Annotated in this window: 16 protein-coding genes and 1 pseudogene; 8 read left to right on the top strand and 9 right to left on the bottom strand. The window is 44.7% G+C overall.

What is annotated here, in order from left to right; genetic code table 11:
• The first annotated feature begins 277 nt into the window (after nucleotides 1-277).
• From map to ACSJJG_RS02885, 4 genes and pseudogenes are all read left to right on the top strand, one after another.
• On the top strand, nucleotides 278-1,075 hold the full coding sequence (gene map / locus ACSJJG_RS02900; RefSeq protein WP_481088415.1) for a type I methionyl aminopeptidase: 798 nt from the start codon (nucleotides 278-280) through the stop codon (nucleotides 1,073-1,075).
• A 204-nt stretch (nucleotides 1,076-1,279) separates the two neighbouring features.
• Nucleotides 1,280-3,882, top strand: a pseudogene (gene glnD, locus ACSJJG_RS02895) (bifunctional uridylyltransferase/uridylyl-removing protein GlnD).
• Between the two features lie 51 nt (nucleotides 3,883-3,933).
• Complete coding sequence (dapD, locus tag ACSJJG_RS02890; RefSeq protein ID WP_285808481.1) at nucleotides 3,934-4,758, top strand: 2,3,4,5-tetrahydropyridine-2,6-dicarboxylate N-succinyltransferase; 825 nt, start codon at nucleotides 3,934-3,936, stop codon at nucleotides 4,756-4,758.
• Nucleotides 4,759-4,820: 62 nt separating this feature from the next.
• Complete coding sequence (locus tag ACSJJG_RS02885) at nucleotides 4,821-5,207, top strand: DUF3461 family protein (protein ID WP_481088414.1); 387 nt, start codon at nucleotides 4,821-4,823, stop codon at nucleotides 5,205-5,207.
• A gap of 83 nt (nucleotides 5,208-5,290) precedes the next feature.
• Here ACSJJG_RS02885 and ACSJJG_RS02880 read toward each other — a convergent pair whose 3' ends face one another.
• The 4 genes from ACSJJG_RS02880 to syd all read right to left on the bottom strand — a co-directional run bounded on the left by ACSJJG_RS02880 (nucleotide 5,291) and on the right by syd (nucleotide 7,998).
• Nucleotides 5,291-5,737: a flavodoxin gene (locus tag ACSJJG_RS02880; protein ID WP_481088413.1), complete on the bottom strand. Its 447-nt coding sequence runs from the start codon at nucleotides 5,735-5,737 to the stop codon at nucleotides 5,291-5,293.
• 35 nt (nucleotides 5,738-5,772) lie between these two features.
• Entirely contained in the window at nucleotides 5,773-6,525 is a 753-nt protein-coding gene (gene truC / locus ACSJJG_RS02875) for a tRNA pseudouridine(65) synthase TruC (RefSeq protein ID WP_481088412.1), read from the bottom strand.
• A 1-nt stretch (nucleotide 6,526) separates the two neighbouring features.
• Entirely contained in the window at nucleotides 6,527-6,853 is a 327-nt protein-coding gene (locus ACSJJG_RS02870) for a YqcC family protein (protein WP_481088411.1), read from the bottom strand.
• 593 nt (nucleotides 6,854-7,446) lie between these two features.
• Nucleotides 7,447-7,998, bottom strand: a complete 552-nt coding sequence (gene syd / locus ACSJJG_RS02865; protein ID WP_481088410.1) for a SecY-interacting protein — start codon at nucleotides 7,996-7,998, stop codon at nucleotides 7,447-7,449.
• 311 nt (nucleotides 7,999-8,309) lie between these two features.
• Here syd and ACSJJG_RS02860 point away from each other — a divergent pair, with 311 nt between their 5' ends.
• Together ACSJJG_RS02860 and ACSJJG_RS02855 are read left to right on the top strand one after the other, a co-directional pair.
• On the top strand, nucleotides 8,310-10,001 hold the full coding sequence (locus tag ACSJJG_RS02860; RefSeq protein WP_481088409.1) for a cholesterol oxidase substrate-binding domain-containing protein: 1,692 nt from the start codon (nucleotides 8,310-8,312) through the stop codon (nucleotides 9,999-10,001).
• A 267-nt stretch (nucleotides 10,002-10,268) separates the two neighbouring features.
• Nucleotides 10,269-10,763, top strand: a complete 495-nt coding sequence (locus ACSJJG_RS02855; RefSeq protein WP_481088408.1) for a TIGR00645 family protein — start codon at nucleotides 10,269-10,271, stop codon at nucleotides 10,761-10,763.
• A gap of 73 nt (nucleotides 10,764-10,836) precedes the next feature.
• On the opposite strand, the gene ACSJJG_RS02850 is transcribed toward ACSJJG_RS02855, so the two are convergent.
• The 5 genes from ACSJJG_RS02850 to ACSJJG_RS02830 form a co-directional block, all read right to left on the bottom strand.
• Nucleotides 10,837-11,322 (bottom strand): tellurium resistance protein TerW, encoded by a 486-nt coding sequence (locus tag ACSJJG_RS02850; RefSeq protein ID WP_481088407.1) that lies wholly within the window; start codon nucleotides 11,320-11,322, stop codon nucleotides 10,837-10,839.
• A gap of 134 nt (nucleotides 11,323-11,456) precedes the next feature.
• Nucleotides 11,457-12,386, bottom strand: a complete 930-nt coding sequence (locus ACSJJG_RS02845) for an HpcH/HpaI aldolase/citrate lyase family protein (RefSeq protein WP_481090358.1) — start codon at nucleotides 12,384-12,386, stop codon at nucleotides 11,457-11,459.
• A complete protein-coding gene (locus tag ACSJJG_RS02840; protein WP_481088406.1) occupies nucleotides 12,386-13,465 on the bottom strand; it encodes a cysteine protease StiP family protein in 1,080 nt (359 codons plus the stop codon). The genes ACSJJG_RS02845 and ACSJJG_RS02840 overlap by 1 nt, the downstream gene beginning before the upstream one ends.
• Nucleotides 13,458-14,231: a hypothetical protein gene (locus ACSJJG_RS02835; RefSeq protein WP_481088405.1), complete on the bottom strand. Its 774-nt coding sequence runs from the start codon at nucleotides 14,229-14,231 to the stop codon at nucleotides 13,458-13,460. Before ACSJJG_RS02835 ends, ACSJJG_RS02840 begins: the two co-directional genes overlap by 8 nt.
• Nucleotides 14,224-15,408 carry a phosphoribosyltransferase domain-containing protein gene (locus ACSJJG_RS02830; protein ID WP_481088404.1) on the bottom strand — a complete coding sequence of 395 codons (1,185 nt, stop codon included), beginning with the start codon at nucleotides 15,406-15,408 and terminating at the stop codon, nucleotides 14,224-14,226. Before ACSJJG_RS02830 ends, ACSJJG_RS02835 begins: the two co-directional genes overlap by 8 nt.
• 338 nt (nucleotides 15,409-15,746) lie before the next feature.
• Between ACSJJG_RS02830 and ACSJJG_RS02825 the strand changes: the two genes are divergently transcribed.
• Together ACSJJG_RS02825 and ACSJJG_RS02820 are read left to right on the top strand one after the other, a co-directional pair.
• Entirely contained in the window at nucleotides 15,747-16,334 is a 588-nt protein-coding gene (locus tag ACSJJG_RS02825; RefSeq protein ID WP_481088403.1) for a TerD family protein, read from the top strand.
• On the top strand, nucleotides 16,334-17,464 hold the full coding sequence (locus ACSJJG_RS02820; RefSeq protein WP_481088402.1) for a TerD family protein: 1,131 nt from the start codon (nucleotides 16,334-16,336) through the stop codon (nucleotides 17,462-17,464). The genes ACSJJG_RS02825 and ACSJJG_RS02820 overlap by 1 nt, the downstream gene beginning before the upstream one ends.
• The last annotated feature ends 1 nt before the right edge of the window (nucleotide 17,465 follow it).

Below are 17,465 nucleotides of genomic sequence, written 5' to 3'. Positions count from 1 at the left end.
GGTGTATGTGCCGATCCGTGTGTGTTATTTACACATAATGAGTTTATTTAGTATCCCTCGTTCATTGCATCACATCAGAAACAATTACACAGAATACCGGCGCGCTTTATACCATAAACCACCTCCAGACTCCAACATTTGTTACAGCTATGTTTATTACGGCGACTGATGCGGGTTATATTGGCATCCATTCGGTGGGCTGATACCATTACCGACAATACTTTCCTTAATTAATATCAAGTAGTCGGTAATTTTCCGACTTAAATGGACCCAATTCATGGCTATTTCTATCAAAACAGAAGAAGACATTCAGAAAATGCGGGTTGCCGGACGTCTGGCCGCCGAAGTTCTGGAAATGATTGAACCTTACGTTAAGGCAGGCGTCACTACGGGTGAACTTGATCGTATCTGCCACAAGCACATTACCGACAAACAACAAGCCATCTCGGCTTGTCTGGGCTATCACGGCTTCCCTAAATCTGTGTGCATCTCCGTCAATGACGTGGTTTGCCACGGCATTCCAAGCGATGATAAGGCTCTGAAAGAAGGTGATATCGTCAATATTGACGTGACAGTCATCAAAGATGAGTTCCACGGTGATACTTCTAAAATGTTCATTGTCGGCAAACCAACCATTCAAGGTGAGCGCCTGTGTCGCGTAACGCAGGAAAGCTTGTACCTTGCCCTGAAAATGGTTAAACCCGGCATCCGTCTGCGTACCATCGGCAAGGCAATTCAGCAATTTGTCGAAAATCACGATTATTCTGTTGTCCGCGAATACTGCGGTCACGGTATCGGCAAAGGCTTCCACGAAGAACCTCATGTTCTGCATTATGATGCGGATGATGGCGGCGTGATATTGCAAAAAGGGATGGCATTCACCATTGAGCCGATGGTCAACGCGGGTGATTTTCGTATCCGTTCCATGAAAGATGGCTGGACAGTTAAAACCAAAGATCGCGGTTGGTCTGCTCAGTATGAGCACACTATTGTCGTTACCGATAATGGTTGTGAAATCATGACATGGCGCCAAGAAGAAGAAGCGCATATCTCAGCAGTATTAGAAAACGCATAATTGCCAGCTAACACAATTTATTAAATTTAATCAACAAGCTCCCTGCTATCTTCAACCCACCGGGAGCTTTTATCTCTGTCAATAATCCCTGTTCATCCTATCATTTTCTCAGTAATCTGGTCATCATGGGTTTTCTCACGATAGGTCTCTGCACATGCCGGTTGATATCTCCTTAGCGCAAGCTCCCGTTCCCCCCTTTCTCCTGTGGAGTTTTCCCACGATGATCTGCAATTCCCCGCCCTTAAACAGCATATTGATGAATTCCAGCTCTGGCTTGAACACGCATTCAGGGCAGGGATCTCACCGGATGCACTGATTTACACCCGCAGTGACTATATTGATCAACTTTTAAAACGATTATGGCAGGAACAGGGATTTGATCAGATCGATTCCTTTTCCCTGATTGCGGTAGGTGGCTATGGTCGCCGCGAATTACATCCTCTCTCTGACATTGACCTATTGATTCTGAGCCAATCGCCATTAACTGAAGAACAATCAACCCGTCTTGGACAGTTTATTGCCCTACTTTGGGATATCCGGCTTGAAGTCGGTCATAGTGTCAGGACATTCGAAGAATGTCAGCAAAAAGGGCTTTCCGACCCCACTATCGCGACTAATCTCATTGAATCTCGCCTAATTTGTGGAAATTTGCCGCTATTTCTACGATTACAGAAATATATTTTCAGTGATGATTTCTGGCCATCCGCTCAATTTTTCGCAGCCAAAATTACTGAACAACAAGAACGCCATCAACGCTATCACAGCACCAGTTACAATCTAGAGCCAGATATCAAAAGCAGCCCTGGTGGTCTACGCGATATCCATACATTACTTTGGGTCGCTCATCGCCATTTTGGTGCTACCTCCTTAGATGAAATGGTCAATTTTGGTTTCCTGACCCAAGAAGAACGCAATGAATTGAACGAATGTCAGAATTTTCTCTGGCGTATCCGTTTTGCGCTTCATTTGGTGGTTACCCGTTACGATAACCGGTTGCTGTTCGAAAGTCAGTTTAGTGTCGCCAGACTACTCGGCTATGAAGGGGAAAGAAATCAGCCGGTCGAGCGAATGATGAAAGATTTCTATCGCATGACCCGCCGTGTCAGTGAGCTAAATAACATGCTGCTGCAACTGTTTAATGAAGCCATTTTGGCACTGCAACCTAATGAAAAACCACGCTTCCTGAACACCGAGTTTCAATTGCGGGGAAACCTTATCGATCTCATTGATGAAACCCTGTTTAGCCGCGATCCCACTTCAATATTGAGAATGTTCTATCACATGGCTGAACATCATGAAATTGAAGGGATCTATTCCACGACATTACGCCAACTTCGCTATGCCCGCAGAAACCTGACTACGCCGTTATGCGAATTCCCCGAAGCACGAAAAATTTTCATGGATATTCTGCGCCACCCCCATGCCGTTACAGGGGCATTACTCCCGATGCACCTGCATAGCGTCCTAGGGGCTTACATGCCATTTTGGAGTCATATTGTCGGCCAGATGCAATTTGACCTTTTTCATGCTTATACCGTTGATGAACACACCATCCGCGTACTGCAAAAACTGGAAAGTTTTGCTGATGAAAACAACCGCGTGATCCATCCGCTGTGTGTTGAACTTTATCCGCACCTGCCTCAACCAGAGCTACTGCGATTGGCGGCGTTTTTTCATGATATTGCCAAAGGACGCAACGGTGATCATTCTGAACTCGGTGCCAAAGATGCCTTCGCATTCGCACTACAGCATGGCCTGACCAACCACGAAGCTGAATTGGTGGAATGGCTGGTTTGCGACCATCTGCTGATGTCAGTGACTGCACAACGTCGGGATATTCAAGATCCTGAAATTATCCAACAATTTGCCAGTCAGGTTAAAAACCAAAATCGCCTTAATTACTTAGCCTGCCTGACTGTTGCAGATATTTGTGCCACCAACGCTAAACTGTGGAATAGCTGGAAACAGAGCCTGATACGTGAACTCTATTTCGCCACTAAAGCCCAATTACACCAAGGTATCCAAAACACTCCTGATTTACGGGAACGCATCCGTAACAATCGCTTGCAAGCATTGGCTCTTCTGCGCCAGGAAGAGATTAACGAACAGCGTTTGCACAACATCTGGAGCGGTTGCCATGCAGATTATTTCCTGCGCCATACCCCCGACCAATTAGCGTGGCACGCTAGCCATTTAATCCATCATCCCCCCCGGAACCCATGGTTTTGATCAGCACCGCATTTTCTCACGGTGGCACAGAAATTTTCATTTGGTGCCAGGACCGGCCTTCTCTTTTTGCGGCCGTTGTTGGGGAATTGGACAAACGTAATTTAAGTGTCCATGATGCTCAAATCTTCACTAATCGTGATGAAATGGCGATGGATACATTTGTTGTTTTGGACCCTAACGGTCATCCACTGGCGTTTGATCGTCACGAACCTATCCGTCGTGCCTTATTGAAAGTCGTGAATGATCCGCATCCTAACGTACCAAAAGCCCGCAATCTGCCTGCCAAGTTGCGCCATTTTAATGTCCCAACCAAAGTCAACTTCTTACCGACAAAAAATGCTCGCCGTACTTACATGGAATTGATCGCATTGGATCAGCCTGGATTATTGGCACGGGTAGGCAATATTTTCGCTGAATTGGGGGTTTTCTTACATGGAGCACGCATTACGACTATTGGCGAACGTGTGGAAGACTTTTTTGTATTAGCGGATAAAGATCAAAACGCATTACATAAAAAAATAAGGGATGAACTCTCAGAAAGGTTGACAGAGGCTCTCAACACACGAGATAAACTATAGCAAGATTCTCTTAACAGACAGAAATAGACAGAAATGAGGAACCGCATACTTATGCAGCAATTACAAACGACTATCGAAAATGCATTTGAAGACCGCGTTAACATCACTCCAACTACTGTTGATAGCGCAACCCGTGATGCCATTAATCAGGTTATTCAAATGCTGGACAGCGGTAAACTGCGCGTTGCCGAAAAAATCGACGGAGAGTGGGTCACTCATCAATGGCTGAAAAAAGCGGTATTGCTTTCCTTCCGCATTAATGACAACCAGGTGATGGAAGGGGCAGAAAGCCGCTATTTCGACAAAGTGCCGATGAAATTTGCTGACTATGATCAAGCGCGTTTCGAAAAAGAAGGATTCCGTGTCGTGCCTCCTGCGGCTGTCCGCCAAGGGGCTTATATCGCCCGCAATACCGTATTGATGCCATCTTACGTCAACCTTGGGGCTTACGTGGATGAAGGCTCAATGGTAGACACTTGGGCCACCGTCGGTTCCTGCGCACAAATCGGTAAAAATGTTCACTTATCCGGTGGTGTTGGTATTGGTGGGGTTCTGGAGCCATTGCAGGCCAACCCAACCATTATTGAAGACAACTGCTTTATCGGCGCACGCTCTGAGATTGTCGAAGGCGTTATCGTAGAAGAAGGCTCCGTGATCTCAATGGGAGTTTACATCGGCCAAAGTACCAAAATCTACGATCGCGAAACCGGCGAAATCCATTATGGCCGCGTACCAGCGGGTTCTGTCGTCGTCTCCGGTAATCTTCCGTCAAAAGATGGCAGCTACAGCCTATATTGTGCTGTTATCGTGAAAAAAGTGGATGCCAAGACCCGTGGCAAAGTGGGTATTAATGAACTCCTGAGAAATATTGATTAAATAAAAAATAACCGCGCCACCCATTGGGGTGGCTGTTAATATTAATAACTAGGTGACACGCTATGTACGATAACTTGAAAAGTTTGGGGATCACACATCCTGAAGATATTGATCGCTATAGCCTCCGTCAGGAAGCGAATAACGACACACTGAAGATTTATTTCCGTAAGGATAAGGGCGAATTCTTTGCCAAAAGCGTTAAATTTAAGTATCCACGCCAGTTAAAGACCATCCCTGACGAACACTCAAGCCAAGGTTACAAAGAAGTCAAAGAGATCAACACCAACCTACGCTATGTCATTGAAGAATTAGATCAGATTTGTAAACGTGATCAGATCGAAGTGGATTTACAACGCAAAATTCTCGACGACTTACGCCATCTAGAACACGTCGTTGCCAACAAGATTGCAGAAATTGAAGCCGATTTGGAAAAATTGGCTCGTAAGTAAACTATGTCCGTTTGTTATACACCGCTTATCCTTCCCAATGCTCAAACCCAATAAAGGCATAAGCGGTGTAATCGATCACTTTCTTACAACAAAGCCCCCCATTCTTCAATCCAGTTTTGAGCAAAGACTTCAGGTTCAACAACCTCAATGGCATCAATCAACAGTACCTCGCCGATTCGTTTGGCTCCCTGTTCCTGTAACAGTTCATCAAAAGTACGGCCACCACCACAGAACGTATCGTAACTGCTGTCACCTAACGCAATCACGCCATAGCTCAGATCGGGCTGATAGCCCAACTTATCATTTAATTCTGTATAGAGCGGCTGGATATTGTCAGGCAGATCGCCTTGTCCGGTTGTCGAAGTGACCACTAAAACAACGTCCTGCACATACTCTTGCCATTGTTCTAAGGTTGCATCTTCAAAAACCGCAGCCTCATGCCCCTGCTGCTCAAGTATCTGCTGCGCTTCTTCCGCAACCGCTAATGCATTGCCATAAACTGTACCAACGAAAACACCAATCTTTGCCATAGATATTGATCTCTTTAATCGGTTTGATACTGCGTTCATTCATGAATAGGAAGACATTCCAGATCAGGCACAATACCCTGCCAGCCAAATTGCTCAAGCAAATGCTGCCATGATTGATCCCAGCGTGCAGTCAGAAGAAGGTTTTCTCCTGTCACGGGATGCTTGAGTTGAAGATGGCTGGCATGCAACATTAACCTGCCAGTCTGATAATATTTAGCAACGCCTCGATTTTGTCGCAAATCGCCGTGCGTGGTATCCCCAATGATCGGATGTCGAATATGTGCCATATGCCGCCGCAATTGATGCTTACGACCGGTCTTTGGCATCAGCTCCAACAGGCTGAAACGAGATGTTGGATAACGCCCTATCTCAACCGGACACTCTGCTTTTGCCAATGAACGGTAAGAAGTCACAGCGGGTTGCGCTGCTCTATCTGTATCAGCAAATTTATCCGCAATTTTATCCAACTGTTCCATTAGGGCATAGTCGATAATATCATCACCTTCAACATAACCCCGTACAACTGCGTGATACGTTTTTTGTATATCGTGGAATTCAAATTGTTGCGAAAGTGCCCTGGCGACGTCACTGGAAAGCGCCATCAGCAAAACGCCCGATGTTGGCCTGTCCAGACGATGGACAGGAAAAACATGCTGCCCAATTTGATCACGCAATGTCTGCATCACAAAAACCGTTTCATGGCGTGCCAGCCAACTACGGTGAACCAACCATCCGGCCGGTTTATTGACCGCAACAATATGCTTATCCTGATAAATGATCTCCAGCATATTAGACATCCTGCGTAAACAGGTTATCCAATGCCCGTAAATGTTCAAGCAAAGGTAAAAAACGCGCCACGTCTTCTTTAAAAGCCTCTTCAAAATACGGGGCGATGGAAAATGCCGTCGGCAGGCTGGCATCCTGCTCTATCAGGGCGCGCATTCTTGGGATTAATACCCACTGAAGCCACTCTTCTGCTGACATGGTATCAATGGAAAAAGGTTCGGTGCTTTCAAAGGATTCTGGTTTAGGGGGATAATTTTGCCATACACCTACCGTTTTCATGGCCGCTTCAATGAGCTGTAATTTATGTAGAATTTGTTTCTCGATACTCATGATGTTTCGTCTGATGCTTGTCGATTGTTCAGATGACAGAAACTGCCACCGTGTCATTGGGACGGCTAGAGTACCATTGATACGATTTCGGCGGAAAAGATACGATAGGAAAAAAGTGGCGATAGTTAAAGCAAACAGTTATGGCAATACAAGTGAGTAAGAGGAGAGATTTCTCTCTCCTCTTGAGTGGCTGTCATAGCAATCCTGCTACATGGGGGGCTTCCTGCTGATTTCCCTGACAAAATACGTCCCTGTCAGCTATCCTTTATGCAATCATTATACTGATAGTTTTTAGCATTCCTGCCTATACCTAATCATCCTTGTACCATCTTCCCGATGGATTTATTCCCTGGTTATTGTTTTGTAGTGGTTCCTTGCGGAACAGTGAAAGGATCTACGATCCAGCTTCTTGAAACAAGCAACTGAATCAGCATCGTAAGAGATATGAAAAATTCACATTGAGGTAATATTACGCATATTATTGATATAGAATAAAAATAATTTCACTAAATAATATTAACACTATGATTAAAAGAGATATCTCACGTGAAATGTGAGATATCTCTTACAAAAAAGCCAACCAATATCTGCAATTAACTGCACATAACAGGATTGATAACCGAAAGGAAACTTGCCAAATCTGCGGATAAAATTTTCCGCTCATGGCTACCAAACTGTTCAAGAATCACTTGCCCTGTCAAATTACACACAGAGATCAAGCCCATATCGGAATCGGTCGTCCCAATAAAGACAGTAGGCGAGAGCTTTAACCGCTTCTGTGTAACAAGATGACCAATCAGGTTTTCCTGCAAGCGAATAAAATCATCTTCACTCCATACCTGAATCAAGCTGAAATTTTGTCCGGCAAAACTGGCAGTCATATCACCCGCAAACTGCATCACATAATAATCATGGATGGAGTCCAGCAAACGTATCTCCAGTGCATTTTCTACCTTGCTGAGCTTTTCTTGGGCAGAAAACGACCGTGGAAGCCAATGCACCACACCATCTCCCGTGCGCTCAATACAGGGGGAAGGTATGCCATACAACTCACTGCTGGCTGGCGGAAACCTCGTTTTCTCTTGCCACAATTCAACATAACGTCGAGTAAAGTCAGAGAGTGCCTCTGTCACATTAAAGATCATATTATTATATCATCCACATTTTCAGGCTTATAAGGGTGATGTTACCATCTATTTCAATAAATTATAAAATTTATCATGGCTTTCTATTTTATACCCTATAGATTTCAAATTAAAAATACAGGTTATAACATTATCAAATAAACAGTAGATATATTTTCACATCTACTGCTTATCAATTTATAGTATTAACCGCCCACTCAAATGATGATCTATATTTCATTTCCATAAAATAGCTTTTAACAAATAGATATATTGTTGAACTTATATTAAAAAATTCACCCCCTACAAATTAAAAACAAAGGAAATAAAACATGCCATCACCCGATTTACTGAAACAAGAAAATATTTCTTTACAAAAAGAAACAATTAACGAAATAGAATATAACTTACCTAATTTCCCACAAGAAGTAACCTGGAAAATGATCAACTTTAAAAATTGGTCAGGAGAAATTTGTGCCAATAATATACCGTTCTGCATACCGAAGACGATTGAAGAGGTGATTTCCGTTGTCAATTGGGCATGGAAAGAGAATTATAAATTAAGACCTATCGGACAATCACATAATTGGTCACCACTCATATTGGAATCAGGTCAAAATTTCAAAAATCACATTATGTTGATGGATCTTTCCTCGCATTTCACCCATGTTAATATCGAGCATCGTGCTCAGTTTTCTATAGTGACTGCACAACCTGGCGTATTGATGGAAACATTAATGACCCAAATGGAAGAACAAGGCTTGGGTTTTACTGCCACACCTGCTCCCGGTGATTTAACACTCGGTGCTGTTCTTGCAATAGACGGGCATGGAACTGCCATTAAAGCCGTTGACGAAACTCCACTTCCTGGACACACATTTGGTTCCCTCAGTAATACGATATTATCCCTGTCTGCTGTTGTATGGGATAAAGAAAACCAGCAATATACCATTAAACGTTTTGAGCGAAATGAACCTGATTGTGCACCGCTATTAACGCATGTCGGATGCGCTCTGATTTTAGAAGTGCAATTTCAGGCAGGTCAAAATCAACGCCTTCGCTGCCAAAGTTTCACCGATATTCCAGCGGATGAATTATTTTCCCTGCCAGAAAACGCAAAAGAAAAACGGACCTTGAGTTATTTTCTGGATAAAAGTGGTCGTGCTGAAATCATTTTATTTCCCTTTACCAAGGCACCGTGGCTAAAAGTCTGGAGTGTGGCACCAACCAAACCCGCTTCCAGTGTTGAAGTTAATGCGCCCTATAACTATCCATTTTCCGATAATATTTCATCAACCTTATCGGATATTGCGGATAATATTCTGGCTAACTTCCCGCTGATTACGCCGCTTGTTGGTGAAATGCAATATCAACTGACACATGCAGCCTTGCAAAACTATGGAAAAGATATCTGGGGTTGGAGCAAGAACCTGTTGTTATATGTCAAACCAACTACATTGCGTGTCACCGCAAATGGTTATGCGGTATTAACACAACGTACAAATATCCAGCTTGTGCTGAATAAGTTTTATGCTCAATGGCAGGGATTAATACAGCACTATGCAAACCAAGGGAAATATCCCATCAATGGCCCGCTTGAAGTTAGAGTCACTGGATTAGACGATCCTGCTGAAGTGATGCATACAGGAGCAACGGTTCCCAGCTTATCCGCTATTCGTCCCCGTTTGGATCATCCAGAATGGGATGTGGCCGTTTGGCTTGATGTTTTAACCTTTCCAGAAACCCCCTATGCCATTGAATTTTGCCACCAATTTGAACAATGGCTATTCAACGAATTTGATGGTTCTTATGCCTCTGCTCGTGTTGAATGGAGTAAAGGTTGGGCTTATGGCTCTCACACTGCATGGGAGAATAAAGAAGTATTAACCAAAACAATCCCCGCGTCATTTACTGATGGTTTGCCTGCTGATAACAACTGGACTTCAACGGTTTCAGCATTACAGAAGTACGATCCACATCACGTATTTAGATCACCATTATTGGATAGGTTGTTCCCTGATTAACAAAACCCTAAGTAACGGAACAGTGCAGGCTTTCTATTTATAACAAGCCTGCATCATAAATAATATCTATACCAATCTAACTTCAAGATGCATGTGACTTCTCCCCGCGAAGCGGGGAGAAGTCAGGTTTCATATCGTGTTGTAAATTGCAGCTTGAAGTTTAATGCGTATATCTGTGTATATGAACGATTGGCTGCGATATGTATTTCATAGCTTTCACACTCTTGATCTATACTATCGCCCCTTTTGTAATACATAAAAAACACAATGGAACGCTTTCTCGAAAACACAATGTATGCCTCCCGCTGGCTACTTGCACCGGTTTATTTCGGTTTATCATTGGCATTATTTGCCCTTGCGGTTAAGTTCTTTCTGGAAATCATGCATATCCTGCCGAATCTTCTTTACATTACAGAATCCGACCTCATCCTGACGTTGCTTTCCCTGGTTGATATGGCTCTGGTTGGCGGGTTGCTGGTAATGGTGATGTTTTCTGGCTATGAAAACTTTGTTTCAAGCCTGGATATTCACGAAAGCAAAGAGAAATTAAGCTGGTTGGGGAAAATGGATGCGACCTCACTTAAAAATAAAGTTGCAGCCTCAATTGTCGCCATTTCCTCCATTCATTTGCTGCGCGTCTTTATGGATGCCAAAAATGTGCCGGACAATAAACTTATGTGGTATGTCATTATTCACCTCACCTTTGTTTTGTCCGCATTTGTGATGGGATATCTGGATAAACTAACGCGCCACAATCATTAAGCGATCAAACAGTAAGCGAACAAGCAAACCAGCAATCATCGCCCTGATGCCAGTTGAATCCAACCGGCTGGCATTACGGAATTCGCCTCTTCGATGAACTTCCTTTCACGGACTCTTTGAGCAATTTTTCAATAAACCTATCTACGACCATTTCAACGACATCACTTCTGGTTGTCTCCAGACGATTAGCCAAACTATCAATTTTTCTGATGACAGACATTCTTAGAGAAAGGGAAACCGGCTTTTTTTTCTCTTTATCAAGAAAGACATGGCTGGTGGCTTCTTCAGATTTGCAACTGAGATGCTGAACAAGGAGTTCTTCAATCCTTCTCACATCTTTCCTGGTCAGGATCCCTTTATCAACTAACTGATAAGTATTGCCCATTTTGCTAAACCGGATATCCGCACAGTAAAGATCTCTCAATTCCCGCAATGCCCGTGTTAACGTTGGCTCCGAACAATTCAGTTCCCTGATGATCCTAACCTTACTAACCGGTTTCCCCTGTGAAAGTAATAAAGTTAATTTAAAATTTCTAAATTGTTTGGGACTAAGCAGCATTTTTTATTACCAAGTCAGGGATAACAAACCCCAAGCTATCTACCGTTAACTACAAAATAACTTTCAGCATAGCTACTATCACAGGCAAATCAATATCAAAACGAATGAAAAGCGTCCGCAATATTTTCGACCGTTTAAGATCCTATTGCCTCTGGTTCTATACCATAATGCGCTGCCCGCTCGAGAATATTTACGGCCCAGCGTTGATGGGTAGCAGGTTCACACATCATTCCCTGCGATTTGAAAACGGCTTTACTGGCATTCAGAATAGTCAGCGCTTCAGCATGATCATGAGCATTAACCATTAGCGCTCGTTGGATGCATTTAATCTGCCTTGGGTGGATGGCCGTTTTTCCCACCAGACCGTGGGCAACATCCAATTCCAGCTCTTTTTCCAGTAATCTCAAATCATCAATATGCTCACAAACCGGCGCAGTCAGGGCAAATCCCCGCGCAACAAAAACAGCAACCAACATTTTAATGACATAGCCCATCGGCCCATCATACAGGGTAAAATTACGGGAGCGCCGCAGGGACATGACATTCATCAGATCATTACCGCCAATACGCAAGGCAATAATGCGATCCTTGCAAGGGTGTTGTTTGAGAATGTCCGCAAGCTGGTTCATTTTCCGAACGTCAAACACCTCTTCACTCTCCAGTGTCGGCATAATGCACAGATGGGTTGAGCCAATAACATCCCACCAGCCGGACAACGAAGCATGGGTAAATTTGGGCAAAACCAGTCCATCAATGGCACTCAGATTGACATTGGCAACCAGATAGTTTGCCATTCTTTCATCACGCGGACGGATAAAAATCAGGGGACGATGGCAATCGGTATTGGAAGAAAAACGGCGTTCTTCGGCCAATGTTTGCATAACTTCCCGGAGATTTTCGAGGGCAAGGGGAATATCCTGCTCACTAACGGCATCTTCCAGACAAATAACCAGCGAGCGCAGATCAGGGATCTTATTCTGTAACACAATTTCTGCAATGTCCTGGCGGGTGGCTGGCATATACAGAGTGGCGCCGAGTCGATGTGGAGAAGGGATTGGTTTCATCACGCGACCTTCTTAATCATAGTTACGGCACGATATTGACCGATTAGATCACCGACTTCCGTAATAACAACATTTTTCTGACGTGCCAAATGAACCAACAGGCCAACATCAGGATCATCCTGGGAACGCACGAGTACATGTTCTGGCACACGTCGTAATACTGCACGGGTTGCTTCTGCAATACCAGGTTTAATACGGTTAATACTGTCAATCTGGTATTTTTCAGCAAGACTGGAAATCACCGTTTTGCTTAATTGCTGCAAAGCGGTTTTTTCCTGCGGCAACCAAACCGCTTCTGGTATCGCAGCCCAATCCAATCGATTACGACAATCAGCAACAGTATCCACCAATAAGCGGCTGCACTCAAACTTGAGCAGGTGATCACACTGCACGCAACCGTGCAATCCTTCTTCATGCCAGATCGAACGTGATATCAATCCCGATACCGGCGCTCCCATAATACCGAAAGGAATCAACCAATCATCATCGCTGGCTGCCAGCCACGAACAACCACAAGGATCAGCTAATACCACCAGACGTGGGATACCTGAATAACCATCCCGTCCCGCCAAAGATCGCGACAGTTCTGTCATAATCGCGCCTTTTCCTGTCCAGCCATCAACAAATACCACGCCATCCGTTCCGTGTTTCTGCTCAATATACGATAGCGCTGTATTATCAATACCACGATCCCGAATAATGCTGATGCCATAATGATAAGAGCATTTGCCCATTTCCCTGAGCGTTTGATGCAACATCACCCCCAAAGGAACGCCAGCCCTGACCAAGCTGACCAAAACAATCGGCGTATCACCAAAGCGGGATACCAGAGCGTTGGCGAGCATCACAACTTCCGTCGCCAACCGAACAGCCCCTTGCCCAAGCGCTTTATCAAACAGTTCAAGGTGATAAGACGTAGGTTCTGGCTCCTGACTTAACATATCTGAATAATGGCAAGCACCAGATTGGATCAACTGTTCCTTAATATCCACAGGCGTCATCTCAATTTGAACGGGCTTTAGCAGGAATTGAACATCATCAGAAGCATAACTCCCAGAGAAAGGGGAAAAGCTATTCATTATTTACAGTTCCAAATAAGGCTGTCATTAATGTGTCAGCAAACTGGCTTTGCTGAGGCATACTAAACCAATCGCACAGTTGCATAAAACGGTGATCGCTCAGACTGTCTCCCAGGCCGATAACCGGGAAAACGCCTCTCTCAGCACGAAGCCTTTGCAAAAGATGATGAGTCGCCAGTCCCTTGTCAACACACTTTGGCAACACAGTAAGGTTGTTATTGTTTTGATGGAAATAAAAGTTTTGCTGGAAATGACTTTCTTGGGCTAAAGCGTCAGCCAGTATATTAAGCTCATTCAATCTATCGTGGTTGCGGTGCTTGATGATCAGGAAAACAGGTACATCACCGTACTCATAGTCAATCCGTACCCAGGTATCGATACCATAAGATGCCATCAAACGCTGGCTCAAACGTTCCAACTCACACAATTTATCCCGATATGACAACAATTCTGACAGCATGCTCGATTGCCAAAGCTCATCAACAGCACCTTCTGGTGTGAGGATCACCGCACCGTGCGAAACAATACGCCAGGAACTGAAAGGGATCTGCACGCGGCTTAGTTGTTCTGTATTTCTGGCTGTGACTGGAATAACCTCTGCATGAGCCAACAACCAATCAACCAGCATGGATTGTTTTTCAGTCATATAGCTGTGGGGAAAACATTTTCGATCCAAGGCGCCCACGCGAAAAGATATTTCTTTCAGCTTGCGTCGAGATTGAAATAGCGTGTCATCAAGATCAGTTAAAAATACAGGCTTAATCATATCCCACGATCTCGACAACCGGAGAAACACGGGCAAGCTGTGCCATTAACGCAGGGTCAACGGACATTTGGGGCGTTTCAAGACAGAGTAACACCCGATCAAATTGCTGATGCGCAACATTATAGAGAAAATTCGGGATGCCCAGCCCGTAATTATCCGTAAAAGCCATGACAGATTGGATGGCATGACCGCAAGAAATGGGAGAGCGAGTTGTCGAACCAAATACCACTGATGCCCCTTCCTGCTCAAGCCGTTCAGCAAGCAGAAACGGCTGCCAGACAAATTCACTGGAACCCAATACCAGCACATTTTCGCCTGCTTTAGCATTGATGGCAGCACCAATGTCACATTGGATCTCATCCAACCCCAAACGTCCCCAGCTCTGTTGGCCTATGATGTTGATTTCTCCCTTGGCCGTAACATTGACTTGAGGCATTACCGGCACTGGAGCAGAGATATCCGCTTCCCACTGCCAATTCCCCTCGATCAGGGAAACCTCAGAGACCGGTAATGGGCTGCGTTTCACAACCGATTTACCACTCCAATCCGTCAATGTCACGGTGACAATATGTTCAATATGCTCCAGCCCTGCATGACGCAGTGCATCCAGCAAATTAAGGAACGTATTGCCCGTGGTTGCTTCATCATCAATCAGAACCAGAGTTCGGGCATGACTCACCTGTTGGCGCAAGCGGCTTTCTGTTGGCCAATAAATCAAATGATCCGTAGCATGACTGTGATTTTCCTTAAACTCACACAATAAATCGCCATCAACCGGATGACGTGTCGAAGTCAGAAATACAGGCTTATCGGCTTTGTGTTTCGTTTCCTGAAATACCCCTGCCGCTAGCCCGACTGCCGTTTCTGCCATGCCAATATATAGAACCGGGCCGGGAAGATTAGCAGGGAACCGTGCAGATAATTGCTGATAAACCGAACGCATAATCGATGGCTTGACCGGAATATGTCGCCCCAAGACTTTACTGACAAACAGGAATGCTCTTTTGGGATTACGGCGTTCAGCGATATCAAACAGGGTTTCCAGACATGCTGTGCTACGCGATGCCGTCACCGTCAATGTCCCGCTGTTTAACTTTCTTTGGTAAACCTGCTCTTGGAAAATTTGTTTTTCATCAGCGAGTTTTTTATAAACATCGGTGTCACTCAACACTGTCATGGAGATGCCTTTTCAAAAAAATCTCGGCCTGAACCAATAGGGTAACTTTCAGCATTTGTTCTTAATTCGGGGAAATATACATCGCAGTCTAGAATTTCAAACTAACAAATGTCAATCATATTATGATTCTTTACACCAAAATTTGTTTGACTTTTCTGCATGGAAAAGAAATCATACCAAACGAAACCAGACTGTTTTCTATCATACAGTTAACAGCCAGATACACCTGTTTACGGGAGTCATAATATGACAGATTTAGTTATCTATTTGTCATATTATGATTTTTTAATACGTGAAATTCCCGTGATTCACCGACGAACAGAATAGAGGTGTCATTAATGGTTTCGTTAAGCAAAAATCAGTCAGTTTCGCTCGCCAAACAGAGCGCATCACTGGCTACAATGGATTTTGGTTTGGGATGGGATCCTGTGACCAAGAAAAAGGGCTTTCTGGCGAGTTTATTCAGCGGTGGCAGTGATGAAATTGATCTGGATGCGAGCTGCATTCTGCTTGATAAATCTGGTAATGCCATCGATACCGTGTGGTTCGGTCAACTGAAATCAAAATGTGGTTCTATACAACACACTGGCGATAACCTGACGGGTGAAGGTGATGGGGATGATGAAGTTATCCGCGTCAATCTCATCAAACTTCCCACCAATGTCGAATACCTTGCATTTACCGTTAACAGTTTCCGTGGTCAAACCTTCAATGACGTTGAAAATGCCTTCTGCCGCGTCGTTGACCAAAACGGCAAAGAGCTGGCTCGCTATCAATTGAATGAGCAAGGCGCTCACACTGGCATTATCATCTCTTCCTTGCGCCGCAACGGTGGTCAGTGGGATTTCACAGCACACGGCGTCCCTTGTCTTGGACGTACTATTGACGCAATGTTTCCGCAGATCGTTGAGACGGTGGTGCGCTAATGAATCTGACACCAGGGGGCAACGCTCCCGTTCCTAATCAAACGCTCACTGTGCGGGTTCTATCGGGTTCAGCCGTTGATGTTTCTGCTTTCCGTCTGTATGCAGATGGCAAAGTGAAGGGTGATCCAGATATGGTGTTCTACGGTCAGCCGGTCAATGGTGACAACACCATCCGCCTGACTGGCGGTAATCTCAATACCTCATGCAGTGTCAACTTGCCTGCATTGAGCCAGGATGTCCAGAAAGTCGCGTTCACCGCGACTTGCGACGGTAACCAAACGATTTCCAATCTGCGTAATCTTTCCATTCAGGTTGAATTGAACAGCAGCGTGATTTTGCAGGGAAATGTTGAAGTACAGGGCCGTCCAGAGGCTGCCTTAATCCTCGGCGAACTGTATCGCCGGAACGGTGAATGGAAATTCCGTTTTATTGCCCAAGGCTTTAATGGCGGTCTCAAACCACTGGCTGAACATTTTGGCGTAGATATTATTGATGATGAGCCAGCACCAAATACCGTCAATTTGAGTAAGGTTTCTTTGACCAAAGAAAAACCGACTATCAGCCTTAGCAAACGCGACAGCTACGGTGAAATTCGCATCAATCTGAACTGGAGTCAAAATGCCTCCTCCTCCTCAAAAGGCCTATTGCAAGGCATGTTCGGTGCAAATAAAAACGTGGATTTAGATCTCGGCGCTTTCGTCCGACTGCAAGATGGAGAGAAAGACGTTGTACAGGCACTGGGGAATCGCTTTGGCGATTACCGTTATGAACCCTATGTAGAATTACAGGGTGATGATCGCACCGGTCAAGTGCGTGACGGTGAATGGCTCCACGTCAATGGGTTTGAATGGAAAAACATCCGTGAAGTTTTGATCTACGCCTTTATCTATGAGGGCGTGCCCAGCTGGGATAAGACCGATGGTATAGTCACAATTTATGTCCCTGACCAGCCCCCGATTGAAACGCGGATGACAGAAGGCAACAACCACAAAGGCATGTGTGCTATTGCCCGCCTTGTCAATGAAAACGGCGCCATCAAAGTAGAACGCATCAATCAATACTTCAGCGGTCATAAAGAGATGGACAGGGCGTTTAGCTGGGGCTTTAGCTGGACATCCGGCAAGAAATAAC

The organism is Xenorhabdus sp. SGI 60 (genome assembly GCF_056632175.1).
This window is presented reverse-complemented; position numbering and strand designations above follow the sequence as displayed.